A 20,137-nucleotide genomic window follows, 5' to 3' on the forward strand; every position below is an offset into this window, starting at 1 on the left:
AGATAGCCATTATGACTCAAGCACAACCTCAAAGAAGTACGTCAGATCTGGTGAAAGCCGCCGTATCTGGCTGGCTGGGCACCGCCCTGGAGTTTATGGATTTCCAGCTCTACTCCCTTGGCGCCGCGCTGGTGTTTCATGAAATTTTCTTCCCTGAGCAGTCCGCGGCCATGGCGCTGATCCTGGCGATGGGCACCTACGGCGCAGGCTACATCGCGCGTATTGTCGGGGCATTTATCTTCGGCAGAATGGGCGACAGAATTGGCCGTAAAAAAGTGCTGTTTATCACCATCACCATGATGGGGATCTGCACCACCTTAATCGGCGTCCTGCCAACCTACGCGCAGATCGGGATTTTCGCACCGGTGCTGCTGGTGACGCTGCGTATTATTCAGGGGCTGGGCGCGGGGGCTGAAATCTCCGGCGCAGGCACCATGCTGGCCGAATACGCCCCGAAGGGTAAACGCGGCATCATCTCCTCGCTGGTGGCCATGGGCACCAACTGCGGGACGCTGAGCGCCACGGCGATCTGGGCCGTGATGTTCTTTGCCCTCGATCGTGAAGAACTTATTGCCTGGGGCTGGCGCGTGCCGTTCCTCGCCAGCGTGGTGGTGATGATCTTCGCCATCTGGCTGCGTATGAACCTTAAAGAGAGCCCGGTGTTTGAGAAGGTAAACGATGCCGAAGCCGTTGCGCCGGTTGCTGTGCAGGATACCTCGGTCGGCGCGATGTTTAAGAGCAAATCGTTCTGGCTGGCGACGGGGCTGCGCTTTGGTCAGGCCGGTAACTCTGGGCTTATCCAGACCTTCCTTGCCGGGTACTTGGTCCAGACGCTGTTATTTGATAAGGCGATCCCAACCGATGCGCTGATGATCAGCTCGATTCTTGGCTTCGTCTCCATCCCGCTGCTGGGCTGGCTGTCCGATAAAGTGGGGCGCCGTCTGCCATATATCATCCTTAACATTTCAGCCATTATTCTGGCTTACCCGATGCTTTCGATTATCGTCGATAAGAGTTACGCGCCGGGCGTGATTATGCTCTCTATCATCGTTATTCATAACTTTGCGGTGCTCGGGCTGTTTGCGCTGGAAAACATCACCATGGCGGAGATGTTTGGTTCGCGAAACCGCTTTACCCGCATGGCGATCTCCAAAGAGGCGGGCGGTCTCGTGGCGGTAGGCTTTGGTCCGGTGCTGGCGGGGATCTTCTGCAATATGACCGGGTCCTGGTGGCCGATTGTGGCGATGCTGGTGGCGTACTCGCTGATTGGGCTGGTCTCCGCTTTGCTGATGCCAGAAGTGCGCGACCGCGATTTGAGCCTGGTGGAAGATGCAGCTGAACCCCTGCGCCAGAGCGATACCGCAGCGAAGCAGCGGAAATATGGAGCCCTGTCATGAGTTTTATTAACGATAACTTTATGATTGGCAATGCGAGAGGTGTTGAACTTTATCGTAACGTCGCGAAAGCGCTGCCAATTATTGATTATCACTGTCACCTGGACGCGAAAGATATCTTCGAGAATAGAAATCTCGATAATATTACCGAACTCTGGCTGGCTGGCGATCATTATAAATGGCGCGCCATGCGCGCCAACGGTATTGACGAAAAATACATTACGGGCGATGCCCTGGCGGAGGATAAATTTGCGGCATGGGCTGAAACGGTCGAAGCGAGCTATGGAAATCCGCTCTATCACTGGACTCATTTAGAACTTCACCACTATTTTAACTGTGACGAACCGCTGGGCAGGCATAACTGGCGTGAAATAATGGAGCGCTGTAATCTGCTATTGCAGCAGCCTGATTTTACGCCGAGGGAACTCATTAAACGCTCCAGGGTAGAAGTTATTTGCACGACAGATGCTCCGCTTGATGATTTACGCTACCATCAATTATTGCGTGATGACGCGACGTTCAACGTTAAGGTATTACCGACCTTTCGTCCGGACGATGTTTTTGCGCAAAACGCGGAACAGTTTGCCGACTTTATCGATCGATTAGGTGAGACGACAGGATCTAAAATCCAGACATTCAGCGATTTTGTTAAGGGAATGAGCCAGCGTATTGCCTGGTTCCACGAAATGGGGTGCCGAATTTCCGATCACGGACCCGTGGAGATCCATTTTCAGTTAGCAGATGAAAGACAGGTTGAATCCGTGTTTGCCCGAAAGCGCCGGGGTGAAAATCTGGACGCCCGTAATAATGCGATTCTTGACAGTGCCATTTTTATTATGCTGGCGCATAATTACAGGCAGCATAACTGGGCAATGCAGATACACTTCGGTGCGATTCGCAATAATAATTCCCGCATGTACCGTTCTTTGGGTAGTAATACTGGTTTTGACTCGCTGACCGATCAGTCGAATCTTGCGGCCAATCTCAACCAACTCCTGGATGCAATGGCGCAGGCTGAAGCTTTGCCCAAAACCATTCTATATAACCTCAACGCCAGCTATAACGATATTGTCGCGTCGACTATCGCTAATTTTCAGACTGCGGAATTGGGCGTTAAATCGCCGATACAGTTTGGCTCCGGATGGTGGTTTAACGACACTCAACGCGGAATGGAAAACCAGCTACATAGCCTTGCGGATCAGGGGCTATTAATGAATTTTGTCGGTATGTTAACCGATTCCCGTAGTCTGGTTTCGTATACTCGCCACGATTATTTCCGACGTGTTTTGTGCAATATCATTGGTGGCTGGGTGGAGCGTGGTGAAGTTCCGGATAATAACGCCATCCTAACGAAGATGGTTAAAAATATTTGCCATGATAATGCTGAAAACTATTTCAGATTCTAAATTCTACTCACTGAGTGGGGATGGAACATGTCTCGTACTGCAAAAAAAATTACTATTCCGGTTAGTATCGGCTACGGACTAACGGATATTATGGGCGGCGGTGCCTTTACCGTTATCGGCGCCTGGTTATTATTCTTCTATACGACATTTGTTGGGTTGTCACCGGTTGAAGCGGCGTCTATTGTTGCTATAGCGCGCATTGTCGATGCTATCGTTAGTTTATTTATGGGAAGTTTCACTGACCATTTTTACAAAAACTATTTTGGTAAAAAATTTGGTCGCCGACGTTTCTTTTTGCTGATCGGTGCACCGTTGATGCTGGTCTATGCATTGCTGTGGTTTGATGGCATGACATACGGTTTTTATCTCGCCGTCTATCTTGCATTTGAAATTATTGCTGCAATGGTACTGATCCCGTGGGAAACGTTACCGTCAGAAATGACAAAAGACTTTAACCAGCGGACCAAACTCTCTACCTGTCGCATGTTTCTTTCAGCGTCCGGGACGTTTCTGGCGACATTTATTCCCGGATTACTGATAGGCTATTTCGGGGAAAACAGCGCCCATGCCTACCTCATAAACGGCGTTATTTTTGCTGTACTGTTTATGGTATGTGTATTCATCTCGTGGAAAGTGACCTGGGAACGCGAGTTGACGCCGGAAATGCTCTCCGGGCTGGAAAAAAACACACGCCCACAAACAGCAGGGGAGAAGCTGGCTGCCTTTGGACGACTTTTTAAGGAGTATGGTTCCACCCTGAAAATCCGGGCCTTCAGGAAACATCTCGCCATCTATCTGCTGTCGTTTACCGGCAAAGATGTCTACAACACGGTATTTGTATTTTTCTGCGTGTACTGTCTGAATGTCTCTTCCTCACTGGCAGGCACGCTGCTGTCGATGAGTATTGTGGGGCTGCCCGTCACGTTAATTGCGGGTATAGGGATCATCAGATATGGGCCATCAAAGCTATATGTATTTGCCTATTCACTGATGTTGCTCTGTTTGGGGGGCTTCTTTGCCGTGTACCAGATCCCTGCGCTGAATACCGTCGCGACGCTGGTCATTCTGGCCGGGGTGTATCAGGTGGGGCGCTGCGTCCTTGAGTTTACACCGTGGAACGTGTTCCCGTTCATTCCAGATATCGATGAAATGGTCAGCCGTCAGCGTCGTGAGGGACTGTTTGCCGCGGTAATGACATTCTCCCGAAAAACCACGGTCGCTATTGCCACCTTTATTGTGGGTCTCCTGTTACAAAGCGGCGGATTTGTAAAAGGGAGCCAGACGCAGCCAACCGAAGCCATCCACACCATCGCAATGCTGATGTTCATCGGCACTGCTGCCTTGCTTATCCTGGCCCTGTGGCAGGCTCTGACATTCAACCTGAACAAGCGTACGCACAAAATCTTTGTGGATGAGCTGGATCGCCTGAAAGCCAACGGCTCTCCCCAACGCGTATCCGCCGAAGCTCGCCGGGTCGTGGAAGATTTAACAGGCTATTCCTACGACAGGTTGTGGCGTGAGCCGACGGTCCGGTCCGGCGAGCAGACGGTGCGCACCCCTGTATGATCTGGTTTATATCTTTTGCCAGATGTCACACAACTTGATTTTTATATCACACCACTTGGCCGAAAGTTAATGTAAATCAATGTTCATGGCAGCATAACCAGTATTGTGATCGGCAGGATAAAGTAATGACACTGCCATTCTAGTTGGTTTAGTCAACCGGCGCAGCCGCACTGTCACCAGAGCGGCTGCGGATCTCAGCGTTCATAATTAACGAGTCTCAATCATGGAAAACCGTTTATTACAGGCGAAGGCAACGCGTCCTCAGTACGATCGCGACAGCCTCAAGGCACGCATTGTTCATTTAGGGTTTGGCGCGTTTCACCGTGCGCACCAGGCGGTGTACACCGATATACTCGCCGCAGAACAGGGCAGCGACTGGGGTTACTGCGAAGTTAACCTGATTGGCGGCGAACAGCAGATCGCCGATCTGAAGGCACAGGATAATCTTTATACCGTAGCAGAGATGTCTGCCGATGCGTGGACGGCGCGCGTGGTCGGCGTCGTCAAAAATGCGCTGCATGCGCAGGTCGACGGCCTTGAAACCGTGCTGGCAGCGCTGTGCGATCCGCAGGTCGCCATTGTTTCCCTGACCATCACCGAGAAAGGGTATTGCCACTCCCCGGCAACCGGACAACTGATGTTCGATCATCCGTTAATCGTTGCCGACCTGCAAAACCCCCATCAGCCGAAATCTGCGCCAGGCGTAGTGGTTGAAGCGCTGGCGCGGCGTAAGGCGGCGGGGCTGCCAGCATTCAGCGTGATGTCATGCGATAACATGCCGGAAAACGGCCACGTGATGCGCAATGTCACCTGCGCCTACGCGCGCGCTGTTGACGGCGAACTGGCCGACTGGATTGAAGCGAACGTCACCTTCCCGTCAACCATGGTGGACCGTATTGTGCCCGCCGTCACGGCTGAAACGCTGGATAAAATTGAACAGCTAACCGGCGTACGCGATCCGGCAGGTGTCGCCTGCGAGCCGTTCCGCCAGTGGGTGGTAGAAGATAATTTCGTCGCCGGACGTCCACAGTGGGAAAAGGCCGGTGCGGAACTGGTTTCTGATGTCATTCCGTTTGAAGAGATGAAGCTGCGTATGCTTAACGGCAGCCACTCGTTCCTGGCCTATCTCGGCTACCTGGCCGGTTATCAGCACATTAACGACTGCATGGAAGATGAACATTATCGCGCAGCCGCGCATGCGCTGATGCTGAAAGAGCAGGCGCCGACGCTGAAAGTGAAGGGGGGGGATTTAGCTCACTATGCCGACCTGCTGATCGCACGTTACAGCAATCCGGCCCTGCGCCACCGCACCTGGCAAATCGCCATGGACGGTAGCCAGAAATTGCCGCAGCGGATGCTCGATTCCGTGCGCTGGCACCTTGTCCACCAGAAACCCTTCCCGCTGCTGGCCCTCGGTGTTGCGGGCTGGATGCGTTATGTCGGCGGTGTGGATGAGCAGGGTAACGCGATTGAGGTGAGCGATCCGCAGCTGGCGGTGATTCAGGCGGCGGTAAACGGTAGCGCTGAAGGCGAAAGCCGCGTTAGCGCGCTGTTGGGCATTGAGGCTATTTTCGGTAACGAGCTGCCGAAGGACGCGGTGTTTGTGGCTGCGGTCATGCAGGCCTATCAAACGTTGCTGCAAAAAGGCGCGAAGGCCACGGTTGCTGAGTACGCCTCCCGGCTTTAACGCGATGACATGCCGCCGTCCGCGGCGGCATGTCGGGGCGCAGCTTAGTGCATCCCCAGGCGAATCAGCTCAATCGGTTCGAACTTACCTTCGCATCCTTCGACTTCAACCGTTTTACCACGACGCACCTGCTCGGCATTAAGGCCGTCGCTGTGGATCGCTTTAATCACGCCGAACTGGCCTGTGCCGCTAATCATGACGCGGCTGCCAGTGGTGATTGCATTTCGGTTACGGTCGTATGTCATCATGGTATTTTCTCCTCTCGTACTTATCCGTTACGGCGCTAATTCAACGGCTGCCGTTCACGGGGCACTATTAATACGCCTCTCTTTAACGAAATTATTTGCTTTTGATCAAGCTCACACTTTTTTCTTATTTCATGCAGGCGTTGACGGTTCAGGACACCACTTTACAAAGCGGACAGTTATTTTCCTTAATTGATAGTTTCCGGGTGCAAGTGTTTAGGCTTTGTTTATATCCACAATGTCATTCTGGAGGCAGAAAATAACCCTTCATTGGAAAAGGAGTCAGGCTTATGTATAAGAAAATTTTGATGCCTGTTGATGTGTTTGAAATGGATTTGAGCGATAAAGCGGTACGCCACGCGGTCAACCTCGCGAAGGCGGAAGGCGCGACGATCACCCTGGTCAACATTCTCCCTAACAGCAGCCGTTCGTTACTGCGGGGGTTCAATGCCGATATTAAGAAGTTCGAAGAGTATATGACCGCCGAGTCTGATAAGAAGATGAAGGCGCTGAAACGGCTCTTTGATATGTCCCCGGACAATATTGACTGTGAAGTTCGCTTCGGCAACGTACGCGATGAAATCATCAAGCTCAGCAAAGAGGGGAAATATGATGTCATTGTTATCGGATCAAAAAATCCGAGCATTACAACCCATCTGCTGGGTTCGAATGCTGAAACTATCCTGCGCTACGCCACTATTCCGGTATTAGTGGTCCGCTAATTACTTCGCCGCAACCGAAAGGGGGCGGCGAGGTTTTATTCTTCGCTGAACCACTCGCGGTTTTCCTGGCGAATTAACTGAACTGACTCACTAATTTCCTGAAGGTGAAGCGTCATCGCTTTATCTACGGCTTCCACGTCGCGTTTTTCCAGCGCGCTGAAAATATCATGATGCTGGCGCAGCAACATCTCTGGCGGAGAAACATGGTCTAGGCTCATGTAGCGCACGCGGTCGATGGTAGCTTTGATGTTTTCGACGGTATCCCACGCGAGCTGGCACTCGGCGATCTGCGCCAGTTTCTGGTGGAACTCGTCGTCCAGCTGGAAAAAGTCGTTTAACTGTTTGCGGTCGATGGCGATTCGTTGCTGATGCAGGTTTTGCTCCAGCAGGTAGCACTGGTTATCGTTGATGAGCGACGCGGCGCGACGCACCACGGCGCACTCGATGGCCTGGCGAACAAAACAGCCATTCCGTACCTGCGAAAGCGAAATTTTATTTACATAGCTGCCGCGCTGAGGGCGGATCTGAATAAGGCCGTTTTCTGCGAGCTTAATAAACGCCTCACGTACGGGCTGACGGGAAACGTCAAAACGTACCGAAACCTCTTTTTCTGAGAGTGGCGTTCCCGGTGGGATCAGGCAGCGAACAATATCACGGCGTAAGATGCGATATATTTGCTGATTAACGGGCTGGGTAGGATTAAGTTGCGATTCAGCGGCCATGGGTTGTGATTTCTCAGAGAGTTAACCTGAACATACTACCATTCTTTTCCCTGCCATCACATACCCGGCCCGCAGGCCGGGTGGGGTAAATTAACCGCGATGCACGCTGAGTCCGGCATAGGTCTGGCTGACGGGCATCATCTCAACCGTATTGATGTTGACATGCTTCGGCAGATTCGCGACCCACCAGACGGTTTCGGTGATATCTTCCGGCGTCAGCGCATTCGCGTTTTCATAGGTTTTATCCGCTTTCGCGTCGTCGCCTTTGAAACGCACGTTGGAGAATTCAGTTCCGCCTACCAGACCCGGTTCAACATCGGTCACGCGGATCGCGGTTCCGTGCAGGTCGGTGCGCAGGTTCAGGCTGAACTGGCGGACAAAGGCTTTGGTCGCGCCATAGACGTTGCCGCCCGCGTAAGGCCAGCTTCCGGCGGTGGAACCGATGTTAATGATATGGCCACGGTTACGTTCAACCATGCCCGGCAGCACGGCGCGGGTCATGTACACCAGCCCTTTGTTGTTGGTGTCGATCATGTTTTCCCAGTCTTCCACGCTGGCTTTGTGGGCAGGCTCCATGCCCAGTGCCAGGCCAGCGTTATTGACCAGCACGTCAATTTCACGCCATTCGGCAGGCAGGTTGGCAATCATCTCTTCGATGGCGGCGCGGTTGCGGACGTCCAGCTGCGCGGTCAGAATGCTGTCACCCAGCTCGTCTTTTAGCTCCTGCAAACGCTCCTGACGGCGCCCTGTTGCAATCACTTTGTGTCCGTTGGCGACGAAGCGACGCGTGATGCTTTCACCAAAACCCGCTGTCGCCCCGGTAACTAAAATAATCATCTCACTGTTCCTCAACGCTTTTTGTGTTGTACTAACATAGCACGCTCTCCGGCACGTCGTTAAGGCAACATTTGTATGACGCCATTGCAGGCCGGCGCAGGCTGGCCTACTCTGGGGAGAAATACCGTGCTCAGGAGTAAACGATGTCGGTCAACAATCCTTTTTTTGAAATTAGCCTGTTGCCTTATCAGGCGCCACGTTTTGATGCGATTAACGACAGCCATTATCGTCCGGCATTTGATGAAGCAATGCGCCTGAAGCGTGCAGACATTGACGCGATTATCGCGCAGCGCGCCGCGCCGGACTTCGACAATACCGTGCTGGCGCTGGAAAAGAGCGGGGCCATGCTTTCGCGCGTGAGCAGCGTGTTCTTCGCCATGACGTCCGCACACACCAACGATGATCTTCAGGCACTGGACGAGCAGTTCTCCACCGAACTGGCCGGGCTGGCGAACGATATCTGGCTAAACGATACGCTTTTCGCCCGCGTGGAAGCCGTCTGGCAGGATCGCGAGGCGCTGGATGCCGAATCCCGACGACTGACGGAGGAGATGTATCAGCACTTTGTTCTTGCTGGCGCGCGTCTGAACGCCGATGAAAAAGCCGAGCTGAAAGCCCTGAATACCGAAGCCGCCACCCTGACCAGCCAGTTCAACCAGCGCCTGCTGGCGGCGAACAAGGCGGGAGGGCTGGTGGTGGACAATGTTCACCAGCTTGACGGGCTCAGTGCGGAGGAGGTGGCTGCCGCGACTCACGCTGCCGCAGAAAAAGGGCTGACGGATCGCTGGCTGATCCCGCTTTTGAATACCACGCAACAGCCCGCGCTGGCGGCGCTGTCGTTGCGCGAGACCCGTAAAAAGTTGTTCAGCGCGGGCTGGGAACGCACTCAGAAAGGCGACGAAAACGATACGCGCGAGCTGATCCGTCGGCTTACCGCGTTGCGGGCAAGACAGGCGCAGCTGCTCGGTTTTGACAACTATGCGAGCTGGAGCATTGCCGATCAGATGGCGAAAACGCCGGAAGCCGCGCTCGAATTCATGCGCGGGATAGTTCCTGCGGCACGCGGCAGGGCCGCGCTGGAGCAGGCGGATATTCAGAAGGTCATCGACGACGAGCAGGGTGGTTTTACGGTACAGGCCTGGGACTGGGCGTTTTATGCCGAACGCGTGCGCTCAGCGAAATACGCGCTGGATGAGTCGCAGATCAAACCCTATTTCGCGCTCAATACCGTGCTGGAAGATGGCGTATTCTGGACCGCCACGCAGCTGTTCGGTATCCGCTTTGTCGAGCGTTTCGATATTCCGGTTTACCACCCGGATGTTCGCGTGTGGGAGATTTTCGACCACACGGGTGAAGGCATGGCGCTGTTCTACGGCGACTTTTTCGCGCGTGATTCCAAAGCGGGCGGCGCGTGGATGGGGAATTTTGTTGAGCAGTCTTATGAGTTTGCCGCGCGTCCGGTGATTTATAACGTCTGCAACTATCAAAAACCGGCGAACGGGCAGACCGCGCTAATCTCCTGGGATGATGTGATTACCCTGTTCCACGAGTTTGGCCATACCCTGCATGGCCTGTTTGCCAGCCAGCGCTATGCCACGCTTTCAGGCACCAACACGCCGCGTGATTTCGTTGAATTTCCTTCGCAAATCAATGAACACTGGGCCAGCCATCCGCAGGTGTTTGCGCACTTTGCTCGTCACTATCAAACCGGCGAACCGATGCCGGATGCGCTGCGGGAAAAAATGCTCAATGCGACCCAGTTTAATAAGGGTTATGACATGACGGAGCTATTGAGCGCCGCGCTGCTGGATATGAACTGGCACGGCATTCAGGAGCCCGTTGAAGACGTGGAAGCCTTTGAAGCCGCCGCGTTGAAAAAAGAGGGGTTGGATCTTCCAGCCGTACCGCCGCGCTATCGCAGCAGCTATTTCGCCCACATCTTCGGCGGCGGCTACGCGGCAGGGTATTACGCCTATCTCTGGACGCAGATGCTGGCGGACGATGGATATCAGTGGTTTGTCGAGCAGGGCGGTTTGACGCGCGTGAACGGACAGAAATTCCGCGAGGCGATTTTGTCCCGCGGCAACAGCACTGATTTAGCTGAACTTTACCGGAACTGGCGCGGGCACGATCCGAAGATCGAACCGATGCTGGAGAATCGCGGATTGAGTGCGTAAGGCTTTTTAGTGTGGGAACAGAACCGGGCGCGAGGCCCGGTTTTTTCTTTCCCAAAATGAATCCTTAATTCTGCGAAATTTGCAGGAGGATAGGGGCCAGCTTCACGTAGCTACACCTTTACTTTTACCCAGTAAGGATCCCCGCGACTTTAGAACATCTGGCGCTTTAACCCGACTTTATCCGTTGGCCGGACTAAATATACTGCTTCAGCGTCCACGTTTATAAGTCAGCCATCCCTCACAGGATGGCTGTATATTGTTTAATTTAATGAAATACGAACCACACTATCCGGGCCTTTCGTCGTGTTGTCGTCATTGAAGTCCTGCTTCACGGTTACGTATAACGTTTTACCGTCCGGTGTTACCAGAAGACTGTTGGGATGGCTGGTGAAAGTCCAGCTGTTTTTCACAGCATAGCTCCCGGCGTCAAGCTGCAACACCTTCCTGGATTCGCGCTGAGTGATGAAAATTTCGTTGCGCTCAGCGTTAAACTTTATTCCCAGCGCATCGCCTTTAAGACGCTTGATAACTTTCCCGCTGCGCTCATCAAATACCAGTGTGGTTTTGGCTTTTGAATCATCAGTCACGAACAGGCGCCCGGTGGCCGGATCTTCTGCCATATTCAGGAACAAATACGCTTTTTTATCTCCCGGCGTCCAGCGCTGTTCGATTTTATACGTCTCCGGGTTAATCACCAGAATTTCACCGCCGCCATTGGCGGCATAAAGGCGGCCTGTCAGCGGCGAATAAATAATCCCCGTCACCCATTTCCCGGCATTTTCGATTCGGGCTTTTAGCGTCATGGTGTTGGCATCAACCACGGAGATAAACCCAGGGTCGGCAACGCCGCCGATAAACAGTTGTCCCTTGTGGAAGAGGATTTCACGCGCACCAACCGGGTCGCCATCCTTGTCTTTGCCTTCAAACATCAGGCGCTGTAGCACCTTGCCGCTTTGCACGTCCACTTTCGATACCCCGCCATCAAGGGTGTTGGTGGTGTAGTAGACCTTGCCATTATCGTCCGCTGCCATGCCGAAGTTTTTCAGGTCGGTGTGGGTTTCACCTTGCGTGGCAAGCGTTGTGGGATCCAGTTTATAGAGCACCCCGCCGTTGACGTTTTTGAAACTCTGCGCGCTCGCAACGTACAACGCGTTTGCCGTTGGGGAGTAAACCATCTCATACAGACCGTCAGCGAGTTCGCGCTGCTTGAGCTCAGCCGAATCCGGGAGGGCTGCTGACGCCGTTGCGCTCAGGGTTAACGCCGCGGTAAGAATGCTTAAGCCCCATGTCTTTCCTTTTAGCCAATGGAATGTGTTCATTTTTTGTTCCTGTCATGCGCGAGCCGCGCTGATTTTGATAAATATACATTTATTTACATTTAACTTACAAAATTACCTGTGCATAATAAAGCAAATAATTATCATTTCCATTCTTATTTGTATGAATGATTTGCACATAACGACAACAACAGACAGGTAACATGATGATTTTTAAAGGCAGGGCTAATCGCGCGAAAGCGCCCGCAGGATTAATTCCTGCTTCCTTCTCACTTTCACTGCTTGCGCTGGCAATGTCCGCCGTCATGCACCCGGCACAGGCGGATGAAAATACGCAAGAACAAGAGATGGTTGTCTACGGTGACGGGAACGCCGACTCGCAGCAGGATTATGCGGTAAAAACCACGCGTTCAGGCACCAAAATGCTGCTGACCCCGCGCGATATCCCCCAGTCAGTCAGCGTCGTGACGCGCCAGCGTATGCAGGATCAAGACCTGCAAACCATTGACCAGGTACTTACCAATGCCACCGGCGTTTCGTCGCAGCAGGTTGATAGCGAGCGTTCCAGCTACTTTTCCCGCGGCTTTGAAATCACCAATTTCGCCTACGATGAGATCCCCACATCAATGGGCGACGCGTGGAACTTTGGCGATGCGCAGGAAGATACTGCCATTTATGATCGTATAGAGATTGTGCGTGGCGCAAACGGCCTGATGACCGGCGCTGGCGATCCGGGAGCAACGGTGAACATGGTGCGTAAACGTGCCGACAGTAAAACCTTCAGGGGCAACGTCAGCGCAAGTTACGGAAGCTGGAACAAACAGCGTTATGTGGGCGACATCTCCGCGCCCCTCAATTCCGACGGCAGCCTGCGTGGGCGCGTCGTGGCAGGTTATCAGGATCAGGACAGCTGGCTTGACAGATATGGCAAGCGCAAGAAATTTCTCTATGGCGTCATTGAAGGCGATGTAACGGAACACACGACGGCCTCGCTGGGCTGGGACTATCAGCAAACAAACACAGCCAACCCGACCTGGGGCGGATTACCCAGCCTGTACAGTAACGGCAGCCGTACCCATTACGATCGCAACGTCAATACCTCGGCAGACTGGACGGGATACTCCGTTGAGTCGCGTAAAGTTTTTGCTAACCTCACCCACAACTGGGATAACGGCTGGTCGGTGCGTTTCAATGGAACCCACGGCGAGCAAACGTTCAATGATACCCTGCTTTATGTGATGGGCAATCCGGACGCCACCACCGGAGAAGGCGCATCAGGCTGGGGTAGTAAGGATCGCGGCAAGCGCACTCTGGACGCCTTTGATGCCTACGCCAGCGGGCCTTTTGAACTTCTCGGGCGTCAACATCAGCTGATGGCCGGAGCCAACTATAGCCGACAGCACAATGCTACCTTCAGCAAAGACGGGCCAATGGACAGTGCTCAGATTGGCATCTTCAACAACAGCTGGGACGGCAGCGTGGCCGAGCCGGAGTGGGGCGACTGGTATCAAAATGCGGATGATATCGTGCGGCAAAAATCGGCGTATACGGCGGCACGCCTGTCGCTGGCGGATCCGTTGTCGCTAATCGTTGGCGCACGTTATACCCAGTACAGCTCAGATGGCAGCAGCGGCGATATGCGTAAATACAACACCACCCCTTACGGCGGGCTGGTGTATGACATCAACGACAGCCTTTCCGCTTACGCCAGCTATACCTCAATTTTTGCCCCGCAAACCAAACGCACGAAAGAGGGTGCATGGCTCTCTCCCGTCACCGGTAAAAATTATGAAACCGGCCTGAAGGCAGACTGGATGGACGGTCGACTGACCACCAACGTTGCCGTATTCCGCATAGAACAGGAGAACGCGGGGGAGGAAATCAGCGGGGTATTCGTTAATGGATCCAGCGAACAAGCTTATCGCGCAACCAAAGGCGCAGTGAGCAAAGGCGCGGAATTTGAGGTGAACGGTGCCGTTACCGACAATCTACAGCTTACCTTCAGTGCGACCCGCTATGTTGCCCGTGATTCAGATGGCCGCTTCAACAGCTTTGCGCCGCAGACGCAGCTTAAGCTGTTCAGCCGTTACCGCGTCCCGACGCTTCCGGATCTGACCGTAGGCGGCGGCGTGAACTGGCAGAATCAGGTGTACAAAGATGTCACCGGTCCGGACGGCGAGACGCAGCGCCTCTATCAGGGCAGCTATCCGCTCGTCGACTTGTTCGCGCAGTATCAGCTGACGAAACAGCTGGCGGTGCAGGCAAACGTTCGTAACCTGTTCGACCGCGAATACTACTCCTACCTCGATGACTCTGCCGTCTATGGCGAACCGCGTAGCGTCTCGGTAAGCATGAGTTACACATTCTGATCTAATCAGCTTATCGCTATCCTGGCCATCACCTGTTCCGAAATGCGCTTCGGCCCCACCAGCGGCAACGACACGGCGATGGCCGCCATGCCATTGCCATCCTGGTAACGAATAATGTGCCGGTTTGAACGGGTGACGAGCCTGGTGCCGGAAACATTGGGCCAGTTAAAGAAGACGTATGTTGGATATGCAATAAAACAGCCAGACGCAAAAGCGTAAATATTCAATGAACAGGACGCCCTCAGACTCGAGGGGCATCCTGAGCAATACTAAAAGGGGACCTGTTTCATCCTGAAGCAATGCGTCTCTTTTTGCAGTTTCATGCGCCTATCGGTAAATATCCCTGCCACTCTGGAAGATCGCGATGCCCTGTATCGCAGGGTGTCAGATGAATAAACAACCCTCCAACCTTTTCAAGCAACAGGCAATCATCAACCTCTTTTAAATTATCCTTATGTTGTTGATCGACACCGCAAAGTAGCGTTAGTAATGCTTTCTCCTTAGCCTGCCGGGCATTTTCGGCGACGAACAGATCATATTCGTGCAGTTCTGCAAGCGTATCCGGCCTGTAACCACCCGCATTGACGAAAAATAATCTCTTCGTAGACTGGGGCGGCTCCGGGGAAAGCGTGACAGAGTATCCGTCGGCCCACGTGATACGGCTATAGCCGTCTATATGAATTTTATCACTATCACCAAACCATGCTTCACGCAGTGCAGGCCAGGCATCATTGGGCTTACGTGCCGCCACAAACTGGATGTCGTGGACTTCAATATTGGATTTACCGGCATTTCCGCCGACATAAAACATATACAAATTCATACAACCCTCAGAAGTTATTTAATCGCTATATATTTAACTATATAGCGAGTTGGGCTACAACTGTGCAAAAGACATTGATGACAATGAGTTCAAGATTCTTCTACGCAAAGCCACGAGGAGTTTACGCAGCATGTTTCATGAACAATTGCCCACATTTGGATGACAACATCTGACTAAGTCGACCATGCACCACCCAGACCGATTTCCTTTTATTCAACCTTGCATCAACGGCGCGCTTGAGGAGGTTGTCATTGCGGTGATTTTTTTGGAAAATTCGATATATAAAAGAATATATAACGAGAGGGTGTTTATGGCCAGGAAACGAATGCAGGTTGCGCTGGTGGCGGTTGCGCTGCTGCAAATGCCATCCATGGCGCTGGCAAAGGATATCAGGGTGACTTATGCCGGTTCCATGGGCAAAGTAATGGACCAGGGGTTAGGTCCGGCTTTTTCCAGAGCAAATAACGACGGCTATCAGGGGCAGGGTCAGGGTGCATACGGGATGGCACGCCTGCTTGCAAGCCACAAAATTGAGGCTGATGTGTTTGTCTCCATCACCCCGGGGCCGATGCAAATTCTCAAAGACGCCGGGCTGATAGATGAGGCGGTCCCTGTCGCCAGTACCAGCATGGTGGTCGCTTACAGTCCTGAGGGTAAACATGCAGCGCAGTTTGAACAGGCCAACAGAAAGAAAGACGGCTCGTGGCTGACTCTGCTGACGCAGAAAGATGTCTTATTTGGCCGCACCGATCCTTATGTCGACCCAAAAGGCCAGAATATTGTGTTTAGCCTGATGCTGGCGGAAAAGTATTACAACATGCCGGGCATCACCGATAAAATTTTAGGCTCGCTGCAAAACCCACAGCAGACTCATCAGGAAGGAGGGCTGCTGGCGCGTCTGGAAAGCGGTCAGGTGGATGCAGCAGCGGGATACGAGAGTGAAGTTCGCTCAGCGCATTTGCCGTATGTCGCGCTGCCGGATGAAATAAACCTCAGCAACCCGGCGATGACGAAACAGTGGTATGACACCGTCAGTTTTACCATTAAAGACAGCAAAGGCCAGGATCAAATTCTGCACACTCAACCAATGGTGTTCTATGCGGCGGTGCTGAAAAACGCGCCGAATGGTGTAGAACAGGGACAAAAGTTCGTATCGTTCATGCAAAGCGCCGAGGGGCAGAAATTGTTCAAAGCGTTTGGCTACGCCGAACCTAAAGGAGACAGCTTATACGCCCGCTAAGAAAACCGGGCTGGGTCGCGGGGTGGTTATCTCTGCCCGCTATCCTGCTGTTAAGTATCCCCTTTATCACGCTGATTAGCGTCACGCCCTGGCATCATCTGAAGCTGGCCTGGCGCGACGACAGCGCCATTGCCGTCTCTATGGGACTGGGTGTGCTGGCACTCGGAATTATCATTCTTATCGGCATGCCGGTGGCATGGTGGCTGTCACAAGCCACGGGTCGAAAACGATTGATCGGTGAACTGCTGGTGATGATCCCTCTGCTGACGCCACCGCTGGCAATGGGGATTTTGCTGGTTTCGGCTTTCGGGCCTTATGGCGTGTTTGGCCGCTGGCTTTCACTGTTGGGAGCTACGCTGGTAAATAATCCGGCGGCGTTTGTGCTGGCTCAGGTTTACGGCGCTTTGCCTTATTTTATCGTGGTGTCGCGTTCGGCGTTTGCCACTGTTCCCAAAAATATTCTTGAAGCGGGACAAACGTTGGGAGCTTCTCCCTGGAACCGCTTTCGTTTTCTTACCTTACCCCTGGCATTGCCTGGGCTGGCTTCTGCCGTAACACTCGCCTGGGTTCGCGCGGTAGGCGAGTTCGGGATCGTGATGATCTTTGCTTATTTCCCGCAGGGTATACCGGTAAAGCTGTATACCAATCTGCAAAATGACGGGGTGGACACAGTATATACTTTGCTATGGATGCTGCTGGTAGTGACGCTTCCCCTGCCAATGGTCTGCTTTGCTCTTGGCAAACGAATGGCCAGGAAATGAACACCCCTTAGATCGTCCGTTCCTCGTTCATAGCGGATGAGCTTGCTCACGTTTCCTTTTCAGCGGGCTACCTCGAATAACCCCAAACCGGATTCTTCATAAAAGGCCACACACAGAAACCTCCAGTCAGTCAGACTGAAAGTACAGGGCAGGAAGAAAATGTGGCGCGCGCTGGATATGTCTTACAATCGGATCGGTGGGATTATGCTGGGGGAACCATGGAGGCGTAAATCGGTACGTCGCGATAGCGGAAGAAATTACGCAAAGTTAACGTTGTATGCTCTTTGTCTCCCGAAGCCAGAACCGGGCTTTGCGCCCGGTTACTCTTGTATTAACCACATGTCCGACTCTTCGAACATCTCCTCAAGCATGCGGTTGAGCTTTTCACGGTCGCTTTTGCTGGCGTCGCTGTTCAGGCCGTTCGCTTGCATTGGCTTAACCGTCACGCTGGCATCAGGAAAAATCCGGTGCACGCGTTTTGTCAGTTCGGCCAGGATGATTTCCCTGGCTCCCTCCAGCCCCTGTACGTTTCGCTTGTCATAAACCAGTTCCACAAACATGATTGTTTACCTTATGGATATTACGCATGTGATTCAGCCTGAACGTAAAATACTACTGTATATGGGTACAGTCAAACGGCGTTCAGACTAAAGCATTGTCCAGAGCAATGCAGACAGCGTTGCCAGCCCGCCCAGAACAACCAAAAACACCGTCACGCCACGAAGCTCTGCCAGCGAGGGGCGGGTGTATATGAGGTACGCCGGGATAAGGAACAGGATCACCGCGATCAGTGGTCCGCAGAACATTCAATCAGGCTGAGCACATCCGGATTGGCATAAACAATGCCATAGGTCAGCAGGAACAGCGCCAGAGAGGCCAGCCGCTTGCTGGCGTTGGCCTTTTTGCCGGATACGCTGGCAGCCAGCTGACCAAACGTTTGTGCGACCGACAGACCTACGCCGAGGAAGGATTTCGTCATACCGATGATAGCGATGAGCGGGGCAATGTGGTAAATCAGGCTGAAATCACCGTTTCCCTTCATCACCGACAGCACATTCAGGTTTTCCGCCTTCGCTCGCACAAAGTTGTCATGGGGGATCCCCAGCACGCAGCTCAGCACGAAAAAGAGGATACTGGCGAAGATAGCTAAGTAGGCGATACGGATCACGAACAGTGCCTTTTTCTCACCCTCCGCTTTCCTCTCCCGGTAGTAAGAGCTCAGCGGGGAGACCATAGGTGCACAGCAAAACGAGAAGGTAATAAGCGGCAGCGTCAGCCAGATATTTTTCAGCGTTACCGGCAGCGGCGTGGCGTTCATTTCAGCGGCCGTATCGGTCAGGTTAGACAGATGCCATCCCGGGATAAGTGATACGGCGATCAGCAGTACAGATGCCGCGAACGGCAGCGCCAGTGCGCTCATAATGGCCACGACTCTGTCCCGGCCCTTGCTAAGCACCACATACAGCGCAGCAACCACGATAAACGACAATGGCCCACGGCTGAGGGCGGTAATATGCAGATGCTCCACCAGTAAATTACTCAGCGCATTAATCAGCGCCACCCCGTAAACCAGGGTTACCGGGAAGAAGGTCACACAATAGAACAGGGTGATCAGCTTTTCACCCCTTCCGCTGAAGAAGGAGCCGAAGATCGGCAACGTGCCGTTTTCAGTCTTCTCTTCACGCATATATACACGACAAAGGAGTAAATGGGGGATCAGGGATAACGGCAGCCCCAGCAGGAGCATAACCAGAAAAATAACCGGACCACGGGTGCCGATTTCCACGGGAAGGAACAGTGTTCCCGCTCCGACGGCTGTACCATAAAGGCCCAGCGTCCAGATATTATCCTGCCAGTGCCAGTTAGAGCGTGTTGTAATATTAGCTGAGAGAGTTGTGGCTTTATTCATCATATTTTACCGCGTTGTTAGAGGGGCGACGACTTATTTAGTTTTTATCTGTCTGTAGTCGTCGCTGCGCCATTACGTCACGGGTGGGAGGGGTTTGATGTTGCATACCGAAAACCTTATGTGTATGCCTGCAATAACTATCGTTATTCTTTGACGATGCTTTAACAGGCGGTTAATTAAGAAAGGGATTTGTTAAATTAACGAACAAATAACGACTGACTTTCCCTGCCTGCACGTCTGTTAATTAAAGAATAAACACCCCGTTTTATTAAGTACCATAAGGCGCCATCATATTGAAGGGGGGCTTATTTAATTATTTTATTGGGCGTGAAATTATCCCTTTATGCCTGAAATTAAAAAACAGAATGTAGACAATCGCGTAACCCGCTCGTAGCTTTCGAACCGTCTTGTAACATAACGCTCTCTTTATGGTGGCGAAGGGGTTAAGGACGTCGTATGCCTGCTATTAAACGCCCCATAAGAAAATCCTCTTCTATACTCAGTTACGTTTAGTGAAATATGCCGCCGCTCCACACGTCGCGTTCCCTTAATAGCGGCGGGCAGCAGGGGTATATATTCACGAAAACGCCTTAATAATGGTCAATTTTGCATTTTAGAGGGGGTTTCCTGGTATGTTGCATTCTCAATCCTCGCGGGTCGGTAGCATTTTGCTGCTGCTGACCGCGATAATAGCCTTCGCGGTGGCGCTATACGCCTGGTGGACGCCGCTTACCGGCGTCACTGGCACCATTGGCGCACTGGGCGTGGTCATTGCCAGCGTAGTGCTGGCGATCCTGACCTTTATGTTACGTGCGGCATCGCGTCGCGGGGCGCGCGTTTTTCTGTTTATTGTCACCCTGGTGGTGTTGGCGGGTATTGCTTTCGCCGCCGCGCTGCTGCACCAGTACATCATAACGGCAGCCATGGTGGTCGGCCTGATTGGTCTGATTATGCTGAGCAGCCATTCCGCTCGTTACAACCATCCCGTCAGAAGCTGAGGAG

General features: G+C 52.8%; 17 protein-coding genes and 1 pseudogene. 10 read left to right on the forward strand and 8 right to left on the reverse strand.

Features of this window, described 5'->3' with window-relative positions; genetic code table 11:
• Positions 1-11 precede the first annotated feature (11 nt).
• The 4 genes from ACOTY5_RS05930 to ACOTY5_RS05945 all read left to right on the forward strand — a co-directional run bounded on the left by ACOTY5_RS05930 (position 12) and on the right by ACOTY5_RS05945 (position 6,053).
• A complete protein-coding gene (locus tag ACOTY5_RS05930) occupies positions 12-1,397 on the forward strand; it encodes an MFS transporter (protein WP_017384539.1) in 1,386 nt (461 codons plus the stop codon).
• Positions 1,394-2,800 carry a glucuronate isomerase gene (uxaC, locus tag ACOTY5_RS05935; protein WP_045141558.1) on the forward strand — a complete coding sequence of 469 codons (1,407 nt, stop codon included), beginning with the start codon at positions 1,394-1,396 and terminating at the stop codon, positions 2,798-2,800. Before ACOTY5_RS05930 ends, uxaC begins: the two co-directional genes overlap by 4 nt.
• Before the next feature lie 27 nt (positions 2,801-2,827).
• Complete coding sequence (locus ACOTY5_RS05940) at positions 2,828-4,366, forward strand: MFS transporter (protein ID WP_421631859.1); 1,539 nt, start codon at positions 2,828-2,830, stop codon at positions 4,364-4,366.
• A 223-nt stretch (positions 4,367-4,589) separates the two neighbouring features.
• The gene (locus ACOTY5_RS05945; protein ID WP_045141556.1) at positions 4,590-6,053 is read left to right on the forward strand and encodes a mannitol dehydrogenase family protein; all 1,464 of its coding nucleotides are present in this window, start codon (positions 4,590-4,592) and stop codon (positions 6,051-6,053) included.
• Positions 6,054-6,097: 44 nt separating this feature from the next.
• Here the strand turns inward: ACOTY5_RS05945 and ydfZ are convergent, their stop codons facing one another.
• Complete coding sequence (ydfZ, locus tag ACOTY5_RS05950; RefSeq protein WP_003857405.1) at positions 6,098-6,301, reverse strand: putative selenium delivery protein YdfZ; 204 nt, start codon at positions 6,299-6,301, stop codon at positions 6,098-6,100.
• Between the two features lie 287 nt (positions 6,302-6,588).
• On the opposite strand from ydfZ, the gene ACOTY5_RS05955 reads away from it, so the two are divergent.
• A complete protein-coding gene (locus tag ACOTY5_RS05955; RefSeq protein WP_015570611.1) occupies positions 6,589-7,020 on the forward strand; it encodes a universal stress protein in 432 nt (143 codons plus the stop codon).
• A gap of 35 nt (positions 7,021-7,055) precedes the next feature.
• Here the strand turns inward: ACOTY5_RS05955 and ACOTY5_RS05960 are convergent, their stop codons facing one another.
• Both ACOTY5_RS05960 and ydfG read right to left on the reverse strand, forming a co-directional pair.
• Positions 7,056-7,742 carry a GntR family transcriptional regulator gene (locus ACOTY5_RS05960; RefSeq protein ID WP_003857403.1) on the reverse strand — a complete coding sequence of 229 codons (687 nt, stop codon included), beginning with the start codon at positions 7,740-7,742 and terminating at the stop codon, positions 7,056-7,058.
• Between the two features lie 90 nt (positions 7,743-7,832).
• Positions 7,833-8,579, reverse strand: a complete 747-nt coding sequence (gene ydfG / locus ACOTY5_RS05965; RefSeq protein ID WP_015570609.1) for a bifunctional NADP-dependent 3-hydroxy acid dehydrogenase/3-hydroxypropionate dehydrogenase YdfG — start codon at positions 8,577-8,579, stop codon at positions 7,833-7,835.
• 143 nt (positions 8,580-8,722) lie between these two features.
• Between ydfG and dcp the strand changes: the two genes are divergently transcribed.
• Entirely contained in the window at positions 8,723-10,756 is a 2,034-nt protein-coding gene (gene dcp, locus ACOTY5_RS05970; protein ID WP_045141555.1) for a peptidyl-dipeptidase Dcp, read from the forward strand.
• Positions 10,757-11,016: 260 nt separating this feature from the next.
• Here dcp and ACOTY5_RS05975 read toward each other — a convergent pair whose 3' ends face one another.
• Complete coding sequence (locus tag ACOTY5_RS05975) at positions 11,017-12,075, reverse strand: YncE family protein (RefSeq protein WP_045141554.1); 1,059 nt, start codon at positions 12,073-12,075, stop codon at positions 11,017-11,019.
• Between the two features lie 164 nt (positions 12,076-12,239).
• Here ACOTY5_RS05975 and fhuE point away from each other — a divergent pair, with 164 nt between their 5' ends.
• Positions 12,240-14,402 carry a ferric-rhodotorulic acid/ferric-coprogen receptor FhuE gene (gene fhuE, locus ACOTY5_RS05980; protein WP_045141553.1) on the forward strand — a complete coding sequence of 721 codons (2,163 nt, stop codon included), beginning with the start codon at positions 12,240-12,242 and terminating at the stop codon, positions 14,400-14,402.
• Between the two features lie 5 nt (positions 14,403-14,407).
• On the opposite strand, the gene ACOTY5_RS05985 is transcribed toward fhuE, so the two are convergent.
• Positions 14,408-14,629, reverse strand: a complete 222-nt coding sequence (locus ACOTY5_RS05985) for a hypothetical protein (RefSeq protein WP_053337473.1) — start codon at positions 14,627-14,629, stop codon at positions 14,408-14,410.
• 92 nt (positions 14,630-14,721) lie between these two features.
• A complete protein-coding gene (locus ACOTY5_RS05990) occupies positions 14,722-15,225 on the reverse strand; it encodes a DUF1543 domain-containing protein (RefSeq protein WP_023296544.1) in 504 nt (167 codons plus the stop codon).
• A 325-nt stretch (positions 15,226-15,550) separates the two neighbouring features.
• On the opposite strand from ACOTY5_RS05990, the gene ACOTY5_RS05995 reads away from it, so the two are divergent.
• Complete coding sequence (locus ACOTY5_RS05995; RefSeq protein WP_017694070.1) at positions 15,551-16,465, forward strand: extracellular solute-binding protein; 915 nt, start codon at positions 15,551-15,553, stop codon at positions 16,463-16,465.
• A gap of 41 nt (positions 16,466-16,506) precedes the next feature.
• A complete protein-coding gene (locus tag ACOTY5_RS06000; RefSeq protein WP_259429799.1) occupies positions 16,507-17,226 on the forward strand; it encodes a molybdate ABC transporter permease subunit in 720 nt (239 codons plus the stop codon).
• A gap of 320 nt (positions 17,227-17,546) precedes the next feature.
• On the opposite strand, the gene ACOTY5_RS06005 is transcribed toward ACOTY5_RS06000, so the two are convergent.
• Entirely contained in the window at positions 17,547-17,786 is a 240-nt protein-coding gene (locus tag ACOTY5_RS06005; RefSeq protein ID WP_003857390.1) for a DinI family protein, read from the reverse strand.
• Between the two features lie 87 nt (positions 17,787-17,873).
• Positions 17,874-19,135: pseudogene (locus ACOTY5_RS06010) on the reverse strand (amino acid permease).
• Positions 19,136-19,767: 632 nt separating this feature from the next.
• Here ACOTY5_RS06010 and ACOTY5_RS06015 point away from each other — a divergent pair.
• Positions 19,768-20,133 (forward strand): hypothetical protein, encoded by a 366-nt coding sequence (locus ACOTY5_RS06015; RefSeq protein ID WP_045141551.1) that lies wholly within the window; start codon positions 19,768-19,770, stop codon positions 20,131-20,133.
• Positions 20,134-20,137 lie beyond the last annotated feature (4 nt).

This window comes from Enterobacter cloacae complex sp. SHL018 (assembly GCF_049237905.1).
GTDB classification, from domain to species: Bacteria; Pseudomonadota; Gammaproteobacteria; order Enterobacterales; family Enterobacteriaceae; genus Enterobacter; species Enterobacter hormaechei_C.